This is a genomic window from Empedobacter sp. ULE_I140, from assembly GCF_053482575.1.
In genome coordinates this window covers 3,239,649-3,252,912 of sequence record NZ_JBQMTX010000001.1, presented here as the reverse complement: position 1 = coordinate 3,252,912, position 13,264 = coordinate 3,239,649, and the positions used below count along the sequence as shown (strand labels likewise).

Sequence of the window (13,264 nt, the reverse complement as noted above, 5' to 3'; positions counted from 1 at the left end):
AATGACGATTTTTCTTCTCGAATAATGTTAATTTTTGTTAATGAATTTAATTAAAAGACTTTAACAAAAAAACCTCGAGAATTTCTCGAGGTTTTGATTTATAAAGAAATGTTGTTAGATTAAATTCCGTCAACAATTGCATTTAATGTTGCAGATGGACGCATTGCAGCAGTTGTTTTAGCAAAATCTGCTTTGTAGTAACCACCAATATCTTGAGGTTTACCTTGCGCACCAATTAACTCTTCGTTAATTTTTGCTTCGTTTTCTTCCATAGCTTTTGCAACAGGAGCAAATTTAGCAGCTAAATCAGCATCTTTTGTTTGATTTGCTAACGCTTCTGCCCAATACATTGCTAAATAGAAGTGAGAACCACGGTTATCGATAGTTCCTAATTTACGACCTGGAGATTTGTCAGTTGCTAAGAATTTAGCATTTGCTTCATCTAAGGCATCAGCTAAAGTTTGAGCTTTTGCATTTCCTTGTGTTTGAGAAACGTGCTCTAAAGAAGCTTGTAATGCTAAGAATTCACCTAAAGAATCCCAACGTAAGTAACCTTCTTCTACGAATTGCTCAATGTGTTTTGGAGCAGATCCTCCCGCACCAGTTTCGAATAATCCACCTCCGTTCATTAATGGAACGATAGATAACATTTTAGCAGAAGTTCCTAATTCTAAAATTGGGAATAAATCTGTTAAGTAGTCACGTAAAACGTTACCAGAAACAGAAATAGTATCTTTTCCTTCTCTTGCACGGCTTAAAGTTTCTTTCATCGCGTCTTTAACGTCCATGATACGAATATCTAAACCTGTTGTATCGTGATCAGCTAAGTATTTTTCAACTTTTTTGATGATTTGTTGATCGTGAGCTCTTCCTTTATCTAACCAGAAAATTGCTGGAGTATCAGATAAACGAGATCTGTTAACCGCTAATTTAACCCAGTCTTGAATAGGAGCGTCTTTAGTTTGAGACATTCTGAAAATATCAGAAGTTTCAACTTTTTGCTCTAATAAAGTGTTTCCGTTTGCGTCTTCAACTTTGATAGTTCCGTTTGCAGGAGCTTGGAAAGTTTTGTCGTGAGAACCATATTCTTCCGCTTTTTGAGCCATTAATCCAACATTAGGAACTGAACCCATTGTTGTAGGATCTAAAGCTCCATTTGCTTTCATATCGTCTACAACAGCTTCGTAGAAACCAGCGTAAGAACGGTCTGGAATAATAGCTACTGTATCTTCTTCAGCACCATCTTTGTTCCACATTTTACCTCCGTTTCTTACCAATGCAGCCATAGATGCATCAACAATAATATCAGAAGGAACGTGGAAGTTAGTAATTCCTTTATCAGAATTCACCATTGCTACACGTGGTCCGTTTGCTAAATCAGCTTCAATTGCAGCTTTAATTTCTGTTTCTTGAGGTTGACCTTTGATTTTTTCGAATAAATCAGCTAAACCATTGTTTGGATTAATATCTAATGCTTTGAAAGTATCAGCATATTTTACGAAAACATCTTTAAAGAAAGTTTCAACGATAGCTCCAAAAATAACTGGATCAGAAACTTTCATCATTGTTGCTTTTAAGTGAGCAGACAATAATACGTTTTTGTCTTTTGCTTCTTGAATCGCTTCTTGAACAAATGATCTTAAAGAGTTTAAGTTCATTACAGAAGAATCAATTACTTCTCCAGCTTTTAAAGGTGCTGCTGATTTTAATTCTTGAACAGAACCATCTTCTCCGTAAAATTTGATTGTATATTCAGTTGCGTTTTCTAATGTAGTTGAATTTTCAGTACCATAGAAATCACCGGATTTCATGTAAGCAACTTCTGTTTTGCTGTCTGTAGCCCAAGCTCCCATTTTGTGAGGATTAGCTTTTGCATAGTTTTTAACAGCTTTCGGTGCACGACGGTCAGAGTTTCCTTCACGTAAAACTGGATTTACAGCAGAACCTAAAACTTTTCCGTATCTAGCTTTGATTGCTTTTTCATCTTCATTTTTTGGTTCAGCTGGATAATTTGGTACAGCAAAACCTTTCGCCTGCAATTCTGCAATCGCTTCGTCTAACTGAGGAACAGAAGCCGAAATATTAGGTAACTTAATGATATTTGCTTCCGGAGTAGTCGCCAAAGCTCCTAATTCTGCTAAAGCATCAGGAATTCTTTGTTCTTCTTTTAAGAATTCAGGGAAATTAGCTAAAATACGTCCAGCTAAAGAAATATCTGGAACTTCGATTGTAATATCAGCTGTTTTCGTGAATCCTTGTACGATTGGCAAAAATGAGTGAGTTGCCAACATCGGAGCTTCATCCGTAAGTGTGTAATGAATTTTTGACATTATGTTTTAAATTTTTTTGAGACTATTTTAATAATAGTCAATTAAAAATACATTTTTTCAATTTTGAATGCAGAAACTGCAAACTTTGCAAATATACAATATTTAGCAGATTAAGTTGACCATAAATCAATCATTTACACTAATTTTAGTATAATTTTTAACATGATTTTTGATAGGTCGTCAAGTTGATAATTTATTGAAAGAAAATTGTTCAAGTTGATAATTTTTGACTGATTTTTTTTTCAATTTTATGTATAAGTTCACTTTTGAGAAAGTCGTCTTTTTAATGCTTCTTAAGAAACCAATTTTTATAAACTTAGTTTCTTTCTTAATTTTGCAGAAAACAATTCTTTTGAAACAAAATTTAGCGACAATCGCATTTTATAATGTCGAAAATTTTTATTCTAAATCTTCAGACGAATCTTTTTTGCCCAGTAATTTTATCAAATGGAAAGATAATCGTTATGATACAAAGGTGAATAAGATTGCATTTTGCATCTCTAAAATTGGTAAATTAGAAACAAATGAATTGCCATATTTGGTTGGTTTGGCTGAGGTTGAAAATGAAGAAGTTTTGCAAGATTTGATTCAAAATGATTTTTTGAAAGATGGCGATTATAAAACACTTTTATATGAATCATTAGACGAAAGAAAAATAAATGTTGGATTAATTTATCGTCAACAATTTTTTGAAGTTTTAGAAAGCGAACCAATTAGATTTGTCTTTAAAGATCAATATGATACAAAATCTTACACACGGGATATTTTATATGTGAAAGGAAATTTAGTTGGCGAAATTATTCATCTTTTTATTGTTCATTTACCTTCTAAAATTGATAAAGAAGTCAATCAATTAAAACGTCAACATATTTTTAAAACGATTCGAAAAAGAATTAACGATTTGTTAACCGAAAATTATTCGGAAAAAATTGTAGTGATGGGAGATTTTAATGATTCTCCAACAAATTCTGACTTAATTGATGAATTGGATACACGTTCTAAACAAGAAGAAATAAACAGAAACGAATTATTCAACCCAATGGTCAGTCTACAATCCTATAAAAGAGGTTCGATGATCTTTAAAAAACAATGGATGTTGTTTGATCAACAGCTTTTTTCGAAAGGATTTTTTACTTCTCAATCAAATTTAGAATATATAAAAACAGATATTTTTGATGCTGATTTTTTGAAGAATACAGGCGGAAAATCAACTGGTTTGCCATTCAGAACTTTTGTTGGCGGAAAATATTTCGGTGGATATAGCGATCATTTTCCCGTTTATACCATTTTAAAATATTAAATTTGTAGCAGTATAATTTAAGAATAGGTGAGAATCCACGAAAATGGTCAGGTTGAGATTGACGGAATCGATAAGTTGATTCTGAATGCCTTTATGGACAATGCTAACATGCCTGTTTCGCAATTAGCAAAAGAATTAGGTATATCAAATACGGCAGTTCATCAACGTATCAAGAAATTAGAAGCTTCTGGTGTGATTGATTCAACTAAAGTAATTGTAAATCCTACAATTTTAGGTTATTCAACGATGTCATTTGTTGGTGTTTTTATGGACAAACCTTCTTCTTATAAATTAGTTGTGAAAGCTTTGGAAGAGATTCCAGAAGTAGTGGAAGCTCATTTTACAACGGGAAATTACGGGATTTTCCTTAAAATTTTGAGTCGTGATAATCTACATTTAATGAATGTGTTGAACAAAAAAATTCAGCAAATTGATGGCGTTACACGTACAGAAACTATAATTTCGTTGGAGCAACCAATAGATAGACAAATAAAACTTTAATATACAAAGATGAATATTAATCAATATTTAGACTCGACGTATCTTAAAACACCTGAACAAGCAGGTATTTCGAATTCTGATACATTAGAGATGGTGCATAAGTTAGCACAAGAAGCTATTGATAATGATATCTATGCGGTAATGATTCGTCCTGATTATGTAAGATCAGTTCGTGAATTATTGGATGAGAAAAAATCGAATGTTGTTTTGGGAACTGTAATTGGTTTTCCTGAAGGGACTTACGATTTGAATGAAAAGTTGAGAGAAGCGCAAAAAGCAATTGCTGATGGAGCCGATGAATTAGATTTTGTAGTAAACTACGAAGCGTTCAAAAAAGGTGATAGCGATAAAGTAAAAGAAGAAGTAGAAGCTGCAACATTAGTCGCATTGCGTGAAGGTAAAGTTGTAAAATGGATTATCGAAACTGCTGCTTTAACAGATGAACAGATTGTTGGTATAACACAATTAATTCGTGATACTGTTTTAGAGAAAGCAGGTGAAGAAAATGCATCAAAAGTTTTTGTAAAATCTTCTACAGGTTTTTATAAAACTGAAAATGGAGAACCAAATGGAGCAAACGAGCATGTTATTAAATTGATGCTTGAAAATTCAGGTTCACTTCCAGTGAAAGCTTCTGGTGGAGTTCGCACAACAGAAGAAGCTGAAAAAATGATCGCTTTAGGCGTGAAAAGAATTGGAACATCATCTGCTTTAGCGATTGTAAAAGGAGAGCAAGGAGCAAAAGGTTATTAGAAAATTTCTACATTATAATACATTTAAAAGTCTCAATATTTATTGAGACTTTTTTTTATTCATTAAAAATAAGCTTTCTTTTTTAGTTAATTTTTTAAAATACTTAAATAGCATATTGTATTTTATTATTTTTGGAGCACTAAAATTATAACTTGATTTATATCAAGTAATTTGGTTAAAAATGGTCGTAATTTTGCATTGATAACACTGATAAAATAGTATAGACGTATGTTGTGGAATAATCGTAAAGTTTATAATAATTTGGTTTTTGATGTAGGTATAACTGCATTTGAATTGAATGATATCCTACATACAGAAAAATTGAGAAAAGAGTTATCCGTTGATGACTATTTTGGAATAATCTGGTCTGGTTCTAAAAAATTTGTTCATAAAATAAATGGAAAAGAATATTCGATTCCTAAAAACCATTTTCTTTTTATAGCTCCCAATATCTCTCAAGAATTTGTGAAACAAACTACTCGTACTGATGCTTATTATATTGTTTTTAAACAAGAATTTTATTCAAAATCAATCGAAGAAAACTTGAAGTTAGAAAATTCTACACTTTTTTCGCGAGATATTATAAATATTGTTGAGAATACAATTTGTTCTGCGCCAATTTTTGAGGCTAATTATTTGCAATATTTCATTACTGCATTCGAAAATGAATTAGATATGAAGCTTGCTCATAATCTCTTGGAACGTATTATTATCAATGGTCAAATGGAAACATTTGATATGCAAACCCAATTTATACAAGATGATTTTGATGTAGAACTTGCGACAAAATTCAAAAAACTTTTACAAGAAAATGTCAAGGAAAATAAACAAGTATCTTTTTACAGTGATAAACTTTTTATTACAAAAAGAAGGTTAGATAAAGCAACTCAAATCGTTTTTGGAAAAACAGCAAAAGAAATGATTGTGGAAGAATTGATGAAAAATGCAAAGATTTTATTAGTCAACTCAAAAATGTCAATAAAAGACATTGCGCTGGAACTCAATTTCCTTCAAGAAACCAATTTTACTGCGTTTTTCAAGAAAAACACTGGGATTTCTCCGACTAAATTCAGACAAAGCACTCCGAATTAAATAGTTAGAAATGTCGTTTTTCATCATCTTTTGGTATGATTTAATCTTTTAAGAATAAAAAACAACTTCTACATTTGCATCGCATTTGAGAATAACCAATCTTAAATATACAAACTACCAGTTTATTTAACAAATATTTTTTAATAAATTTTAACAAATTATAAAATCATGAAAAAATTAGCATTTTTTTTAACAGTTTTCTGTGGATTAGTTTCTGGAATGGCTTTAGCTCAAGAGACAGCAACAGCAAAATTGAATGTAAAATTAAACCCAATTCAAACAATTGTTATTGGTGGTACTGAAGTAAACTTAGAATATACAACAAAAGACGATTATTCTAAGGGTGTTACATCAAACATGATCGACCACTTAATTGTATATAGTACTGGTGGTTTTGCTGTAAAAGTAAGATCTGAAAATGAAAACTTAGTTAGAGAAAAAGGTGAAAGTAAAATTGCTGTAAAAACAATTAACTTAGTAGCAACTTTAGGTTCAGATAATAAATCAAAATCAACTTTCAGTAAAGTTGTATTAGATACATCAGACAAAAACTTGATTTCTAGTAAAGTTGGTGGTACAGATTTAAAATTCAACGTTGCGTATAATGGAAAAGGAGGAGACGCTTATGTTAACAAATATAACAATGTTGAGAAACCTACCGTGTATACAACTACTGTAACTTATACAATAGAAGCACAATAATATAAAAAATAGGAAGTGATATTGAAAAATATCACTTCTGTTTTTGCTTATGAAAGTTCTTCGTTTTTTAACAATCGTTTCTTTTTTAGCATTAATCGTTTCAACTAAGATTAGTGCACAATCAGGTATTACTGTAAGTCCACCAAGGACTTATTTTGCGTTAAATCCTGGTGAGTCTGAGCGTAAAAAGATTATGGTAACCAATGTAAGTGATGTACATACATTAGAGTTGTCTGTTTCTTTTAATGATTGGAAGTATGATGAGTTTGGAGGTAATGTTGTCTCTGAACCTAATACTTTACCAACAAGTAATGCAAACTGGATCACAGTTTTACCAAGTAATACATTTACACTTTTGCCAAGAGAATCGAAAGAAATAGAAGTTCTGATGCAAGTTCCAGAAAAGATAAACACAGAGAGTGTGCATACAGCAATGATGTACATCACGCAAACAAATCCGATTGCTGGACAAAATAAAAGTGGAGAAAATATTATATTCTCGATTCGTACAGGTATCAAAATTTATCAACGGTTAAATATTGCACGTGATACAAATGTAGAGTTTACAAATTTTGTTTACGATAAAACTGAAAATCGTTTGGTGCTTAATATTTCCAATGAAGGAAATGTTTGGAGCGAAGGAACGATTACAAATGAAATCATTAATCAAGAAAATGGTCAACAAATAAAATTGCAAGATGCAGTTTTTTATAGTTTACCAACTGATAAAAGAATTGTATATATACCATTGCCAAAGGATTTGCCAAAAGGCTCGTATATTGTTACCTCAACTTTAAGTTTTGAGAAAGATGATCAATTGAAAATTGCTGAATTGACGTTCTCAAATGATAAATAATAATTTGTTTCAGAAAATAGTTTCAACAATTACATTATTGTTGACAATGGCAGTTTCTGCTCAGTTTACGTTAAATGCTCATAATAAAGGTTGGGTGCAAGTAAATGGAAGTAATGGAGTTACGACGGCTAATGTTGTGGCTGTAGAAATGCACATGTCTGGTGCTTTAAATTATAAAAATTGGTCTTTAGTTGCGCGTGTTGTTTCGCCTATTGTAAATTCTGAGAAAAAAGAATTTCCTGTCGAAAAACTGAAACTAAAATTTAATAATTATACAACTTCTCAATATTATTCAGAGAATTATCCTACAATAAATCAATTAGGAGTTATTCAGAATAACATCGCGATGAGTTTTTCTCCAAATTATTTTATTCGAAATTCTCCTTTAACAATAGCAACATCAGCAGGAAAATATGGAGCAATTGTCTTGAATTATGATATTGTGATTGATGCAGGAACATATCTAAATGCTCTAAAATCATGGAACAATTATCCTATTCAATTCGAGTTTTCTTTATTGAATGAATTTGGAACCCTGATTGGTAAAAGTCTTTTTCCGATTGAAATGCAAATTAGTCCAAACGGAAATTACGAATCAGCTCCGGCGTTTTCTATTGCGGTCGATGGTTCTGCTGTAAATGCAGAATTGGTTTTCAATACAATACAAGATTATAGAAATGGTGTGAAGAAAGAATATCAAAATGGCTTAATTGTTTCTTCTGATACAGCTTACGATATTCAAGTTTCGTCGATTAATCAATATTTACAATCAAGTGATGCGCAGAATTTGGAATTAAATTCAATCAATGTTCAGATAAAAGACACCGAAACAAATAATCTTTCTAAGGTTATAAAACTTTCGAATTACAATCAATCATTGATGACGAATAGTTCTAAAACAGCTTCAAAAAAGTATAATATTATTTATTATACAACTCCGTCGGATAATAAAATTTTGAATAGTAAACCTGGGAATTATTCAACTTCTTTGTTGTACACGATTACACCTTTGTAAAACAATATGTTCTTTTCAATCAATTATTTTCGGAGCGTATTTTTTATTCTGCTTATGCTTGTTAGCGGACAAAATTTGCGTGCTCAAGCTATAAATAATGGTTTGAAATTTAGTACAATAAAAGAAGTTAAATTAGAAGATAGCAACAACTTTTCTGTTATTCTTCAATTAGAAAATACAACCAATGATACGATAAATGCTCGTCTAGGACTTAAAATCCCTTCGGCTATAAGATCGTATTCGCAAGATAATCTTCAAATAAAAATCAATCCAAACAAGAAGGCTTTTATTCCTATGCAATTTACGGTGAGTAAATCGCAAATGGCTGGGAAGTTAGATTTAGAATTCAATATTATTGATTTTTTAAGTAAAAAAGAAATAGGAAAATCTGTTACTTCAGTTGTTGTTTTACAAAAGAGAAACATCAAAATTTTTCCTGTCCAGAGTAATATTTTTTACCGTCAAGAAGGAGATTCTATTCATTATGAATTAAAAGTAATGAATATGGGAAATCAAGCCGAAGAAATTTTGTTAACCAATGTACTTCCTGATTTCAGAGGAAGTTATACTTATAATAACAAACGACTTATAGTTGAAGCTTTTCAAGAAAAAATTGTTCGATTTTCTAAATATGTCGACCGAGATATGATTAAAATTGAAAGTTTTCAGGCAAATGTTTCGGGTTATACAACGACCAAAGATTTTGCAGGAAATGTGTTTTTTACGATACAGAATGCAAGTTCCAATCGTGTGTATATAGATCCAACAATGCTAAATCAGAATTGGACCAATTTTTCTTCAAATTATGTTCGATTAACTGCTCGCGATATTAATTCTGCTAATGCGAATTATAACTTAATGGCTCATCAAGAATTTTCGGTTGGGTTGAATGAATTTGCATATAATATTAATGGAACAACTTGGAATAAGAATCAAGACATGGTTTTGACAGATTCTTGGGTGAAATATCAACGCAAAGACAAAGGAATTTTAATCGGATCAATCAATAACAACGATTTTGATATTCCAGTTAACGGACGAGGAGTGATGTTGTTTAATAATTATGATAAGAATGATAACCGAATTGTAGTCGGAACGGTCGAAAAAAATTATAATTTATTAGATGATTTGACGAACGATGTTTTCAAGAATAGCAACACAACTTTTGCGAATGGACGATTTTTAATAAAAGATAAAAACGAATTAGAAACAACAGCTTTGTTAGATAGAACTTCTTCTACAACGAACTTTATTTTGACAAATGGTTACAAATGGATTACACCAAATAAGTGGAATCATTCAGTGAAATTTGGGTATGGTTTGTCAAAATTTAAAGAGACAAATGATGTTGAAAATTCATTATCGGTTTCTGCAAATGTTTCTGGAACAATTGGTAAATTTGATTTTTATAGTTCCAATTATTACAGTTCGGGGTATTATCCGGGGACGCGACGTGGAGCATTGTATCTTAATCAGCGTTTTCAACGAACGTTTTCTAAATTTTCGTTGTGGTCTTCGTTAACGGTTACCAATAACAATCCGAAATCTATCGATCCATATTTGATGAATTATACAAAAGCGAATGAGTCGAAAGCGTTACGTTTTGAGACGGGTATATCATTCAAATTGGCAAGTCATTTTAATGTTTCGATTTCTCCTAAATTGAATTTAGAAAAATCAAATATTCTGAATTATGAGACGTTTAAGTATATGCCGATGGACTTTAAATCAGCTTATTTGAACGGAACATTTACGTGGTTGTCTAATTCTCGTGTGCATCAGTTGGTGTTGAATGCTTTGGGAGGATTTTCTGAACTAAAAGAATTGAGAAATGCTGATCCAATTGTTTATGGACAATTAACGTGGAGTGTTAAAAACTTTCAGTTAAACTCAATTTATCAAAGAGGAAGTATGATGATTGCAGAAGTTTATTCGATGAATAATTTAAATCATCAATTAGAACGTTTTACAAATTCGGCGAGTTTTCGTCAAAGCTTTTTTCAAAAAAAATTAAATACAGCAGTTTCTACTTATTATAATATTGACAAAAATTTTGGAAATACCCTAACTTTTGGAGCTTCTGTGGATTATCAACCAATTGATAATTTTATTGTAAGTACACAAGCGAATTTTAGTCATTATGATTCGAAAACTTTTAACAACAAACAAACTTATTTGCAGGTTGGTGTTCAATATAATTTGCCTGCGAAACGCACTGTGACAGATGTAAAAGAAGGAACATTGAATTTGTTTGTGTTTTATGATTACAATGCAAATGGTATTTTTGATGAAGGTGATAAAGTGGCTGATAGTCGTAATGTAAAGATAAATGAAACGAATTTTATTACAGATTTAGAAGGAAATATCAAGTATAAAAAAGTTCCTTATGGTAATTATATAATCAAACTTCCTGGACAAAAATGGTTTGCACAAGATTTCGCGGTTAATATCAATGCGAAAACGACTTCTATTTCTATTCCAATGCAACAAACTGGTATTGTGAGAGGAAAAGTTGAGTATGAATTATCTTCAAATTTGGAGTATCAGGTTTCGGCAAATTTATTCGGATTTACATTGATTTTTAATCACGAAAATGGACAGGTTTTTACAGTTAAAACAAATGATAGAGGTGAATATACAGCTTTTTTACCTGTCGGAAATTATACGTTTCATCTTGTAGAAAATAGTTTACCAGAACATGTTTATGCAAAAACATATTTGAATAAAGTAACGGTAGAAAAGGAACAAAATACAGAATATGAACCGCTTATTTTGAAAATTAAGGAGCGAAAAGTTAACATCAAACGTTTTGGTAATTAATGGATATTTTGATTTACTTTGCATCAAAATAAAACCTAAATGCCACTAACTTTTTGCCATCCAGCAATTGTTCTTGCGCTAAAAAAGCTAAAATCGAATTGGTTTTCGATGACGGGATTAATCATTGGTTCGATGTCGCCAGATTTAGAATATTTCTCTCGAATGGAGATTGTAGCGACGTATATTCATTTGTTTTGAGGCGTTTTGTATTTTGATTTACCAATTGCTCTTATTTATTGTTTCGTTTTTCACTTATTTGTCCGAAATGTTTTAATTCATCATTTACCTTATTTTTTTAAAGAACGATTTGCTCAATTCCTAATTTTTGATTGGATTGATTATTTCAAAAAACATTGGATAATTGTAATTCTCTCAATTATAATAGGTGCATATTCACATCTTTCTTGGGATGCTTTTACCCATGAATGGGGATTTTTTGCGAAACATTTTCATGCTTTACAGAAAACTTGGGTTCAAATTCCTTTCAAAAATTTCGAAGTAAAAGGGTATAAATTTCAACAACATTTTAGCACTTTTTTAGGTACGATTTTTATCGCTTTTTGGATTTATAAAATGCCAAAACAAATTCTTCTAAAAACTAAATTTGATTACATTTTTTGGTTAAAAGTAGTTCTATTTACAACTATTATTTCCACAATACGATTAGTTTTCTTCCCAATAGAAATTGGATTAAGCAACATCATTGTCGTTATCGGAATGAGTATTTTTTTGAGTTTGATTATTTTTGGGTTAATGGAGAAACTATTAATAAAAAAATAAAAGGTTATCAAATAATTGACAACCTTTTATTTTAGAAGTGATTAAAAACTCACTTTATCTTTTATATAATTTCCGTTTTGACAGAATTGTTTCAATTCATTTTCGATAAAAATTTCAATAGCTTCCGCATCTTGCGAAGGATACAATAAATGAATATTTGCTCCTGCATCAAGTGTAAAATATAATTGATTTCCAGTTTCACGACGGAATTCCCACAGTTTTTCTAAAGCTGCAACTGTATTTGGTTTCATCAAAATAAACGCAGGATTCGACATCATCATCATGGCGTGCAACGTTAAGGCTTCGTGTTCCACTAATTCTCCAAATGCTTTGATATCGCCAGATTTTAAAATTGGTAATAAAGCTTTTAAGTTTTCATTTGCTTCCACAAAACGACGTTCTGCATACGGATGTCCATTCATTAAATTGTGACCAACAGTAGAAGAAACCGATTTTTGACCTTCGTGAATCAATAAAATGGTATCATGAAAAGTTTTGAAAACATCATGAATTTCGACATCTGGATATTTTGTTCCAAATAAATCTGAACTACCTTCGATAAAATCATTTTCTCCCCATTCAACCAAACCTTTGTAAACCGAGCGACAAGCACTTCCAGAACCTAAACGAGCCAAAAAAGAAGCTTTTTTCTTGGCGTCTTCTTCAGATAAATTAGCTCCTAACATATTCTCAATTTGAACTAAACACAAAGCCATTGCCGACATTCCAGAAGCAGAAGAAGCAATTCCAGAACTATGTGGAAACGAATTATGTGTGTGAACTTCAAATTTGAATTGATTCAAAAATGGAATATATGCTGTAATTCTTTCGAAAAAAGTAATGATTTTTGGTGCAAAACTTTCTTTTAATTCACCTTCCAAATAAACGTCTACCTCAAAAGTATCTGAAGTTTTTGGAGAAAATCTTAATTCAGTTTCCGTGTAACTATTCGTTAATGTGTAACTGATAGAGCTATTGGTTGGGATTTGATTTTTCTTTTTTCCCCAATATTTAACCAACGCAATATTTGATGGACTTTTAGCTGAAACGCTTCCTGATGTTAATTCTGAAGCAGTTATTGAAAGTGTTGAAATGAATTGTTGTTCCATAAAACA

10 protein-coding genes and 1 pseudogene are annotated in these 13,264 nt (G+C 31.2%); 9 read left to right on the top strand and 2 right to left on the bottom strand.

Annotated features, from left to right (window positions below):
* Positions 1-119 precede the first annotated feature (119 nt).
* Positions 120-2,330: an NADP-dependent isocitrate dehydrogenase gene (locus ACTS9J_RS15625; protein ID WP_448353453.1), complete on the bottom strand. Its 2,211-nt coding sequence runs from the start codon at positions 2,328-2,330 to the stop codon at positions 120-122.
* A gap of 352 nt (positions 2,331-2,682) precedes the next feature.
* On the opposite strand from ACTS9J_RS15625, the gene ACTS9J_RS15620 reads away from it, so the two are divergent.
* The 9 genes and pseudogenes from ACTS9J_RS15620 to ACTS9J_RS15580 all read left to right on the top strand — a co-directional run bounded on the left by ACTS9J_RS15620 (position 2,683) and on the right by ACTS9J_RS15580 (position 12,149).
* The gene (locus ACTS9J_RS15620; protein WP_448353452.1) at positions 2,683-3,630 is read left to right on the top strand and encodes an endonuclease/exonuclease/phosphatase family protein; all 948 of its coding nucleotides are present in this window, start codon (positions 2,683-2,685) and stop codon (positions 3,628-3,630) included.
* Positions 3,631-3,657: 27 nt separating this feature from the next.
* The gene (locus tag ACTS9J_RS15615) at positions 3,658-4,131 is read left to right on the top strand and encodes an Lrp/AsnC ligand binding domain-containing protein (protein ID WP_180905762.1); all 474 of its coding nucleotides are present in this window, start codon (positions 3,658-3,660) and stop codon (positions 4,129-4,131) included.
* 9 nt (positions 4,132-4,140) lie between these two features.
* Positions 4,141-4,884 carry a deoxyribose-phosphate aldolase gene (deoC, locus tag ACTS9J_RS15610; RefSeq protein WP_180905763.1) on the top strand — a complete coding sequence of 248 codons (744 nt, stop codon included), beginning with the start codon at positions 4,141-4,143 and terminating at the stop codon, positions 4,882-4,884.
* 228 nt (positions 4,885-5,112) lie between these two features.
* A complete protein-coding gene (locus ACTS9J_RS15605) occupies positions 5,113-5,976 on the top strand; it encodes a helix-turn-helix domain-containing protein (protein WP_448353451.1) in 864 nt (287 codons plus the stop codon).
* Between the two features lie 168 nt (positions 5,977-6,144).
* Complete coding sequence (locus tag ACTS9J_RS15600; protein WP_448353450.1) at positions 6,145-6,678, top strand: hypothetical protein; 534 nt, start codon at positions 6,145-6,147, stop codon at positions 6,676-6,678.
* 49 nt (positions 6,679-6,727) lie between these two features.
* Positions 6,728-7,534: a molecular chaperone gene (locus ACTS9J_RS15595; protein WP_313252711.1), complete on the top strand. Its 807-nt coding sequence runs from the start codon at positions 6,728-6,730 to the stop codon at positions 7,532-7,534.
* Positions 7,524-8,549, top strand: coding sequence for a hypothetical protein (locus tag ACTS9J_RS15590; RefSeq protein ID WP_448353449.1), 1,026 nt, complete (start codon positions 7,524-7,526; stop codon positions 8,547-8,549). The genes ACTS9J_RS15595 and ACTS9J_RS15590 overlap by 11 nt, the downstream gene beginning before the upstream one ends.
* 102 nt (positions 8,550-8,651) lie before the next feature.
* Entirely contained in the window at positions 8,652-11,369 is a 2,718-nt protein-coding gene (locus ACTS9J_RS15585; RefSeq protein ID WP_448353448.1) for a COG1470 family protein, read from the top strand.
* Positions 11,370-11,408: 39 nt separating this feature from the next.
* A pseudogene (locus ACTS9J_RS15580) lies at positions 11,409-12,149 on the top strand (DUF4184 family protein).
* A 41-nt stretch (positions 12,150-12,190) separates the two neighbouring features.
* Here the strand turns inward: ACTS9J_RS15580 and ACTS9J_RS15575 are convergent.
* Entirely contained in the window at positions 12,191-13,258 is a 1,068-nt protein-coding gene (locus tag ACTS9J_RS15575; protein WP_448353447.1) for a diphosphomevalonate/mevalonate 3,5-bisphosphate decarboxylase family protein, read from the bottom strand.
* Positions 13,259-13,264 lie beyond the last annotated feature (6 nt).

What these genes read in the sequence shown, in the direction of transcription:
- ACTS9J_RS15625 (WP_448353453.1), bottom strand. Translation starts at nt 2,330, where the DNA reads ATGTCAAAAATTCATTACACACTTACGGATGAAGCTCCGATGTTGGCA.
- deoC (WP_180905763.1), top strand. Translation starts at nt 4,141, where the DNA reads ATGAATATTAATCAATATTTAGACTCGACGTATCTTAAAACACCTGAA.
- ACTS9J_RS15605 (WP_448353451.1), top strand. Translation starts at nt 5,113, where the DNA reads ATGTTGTGGAATAATCGTAAAGTTTATAATAATTTGGTTTTTGATGTA.
- ACTS9J_RS15600 (WP_448353450.1), top strand. Translation starts at nt 6,145, where the DNA reads ATGAAAAAATTAGCATTTTTTTTAACAGTTTTCTGTGGATTAGTTTCT.
- ACTS9J_RS15595 (WP_313252711.1), top strand. Translation starts at nt 6,728, where the DNA reads ATGAAAGTTCTTCGTTTTTTAACAATCGTTTCTTTTTTAGCATTAATC.
- ACTS9J_RS15590 (WP_448353449.1), top strand. Translation starts at nt 7,524, where the DNA reads ATGATAAATAATAATTTGTTTCAGAAAATAGTTTCAACAATTACATTA.
- ACTS9J_RS15575 (WP_448353447.1), bottom strand. Translation starts at nt 13,258, where the DNA reads ATGGAACAACAATTCATTTCAACACTTTCAATAACTGCTTCAGAATTA.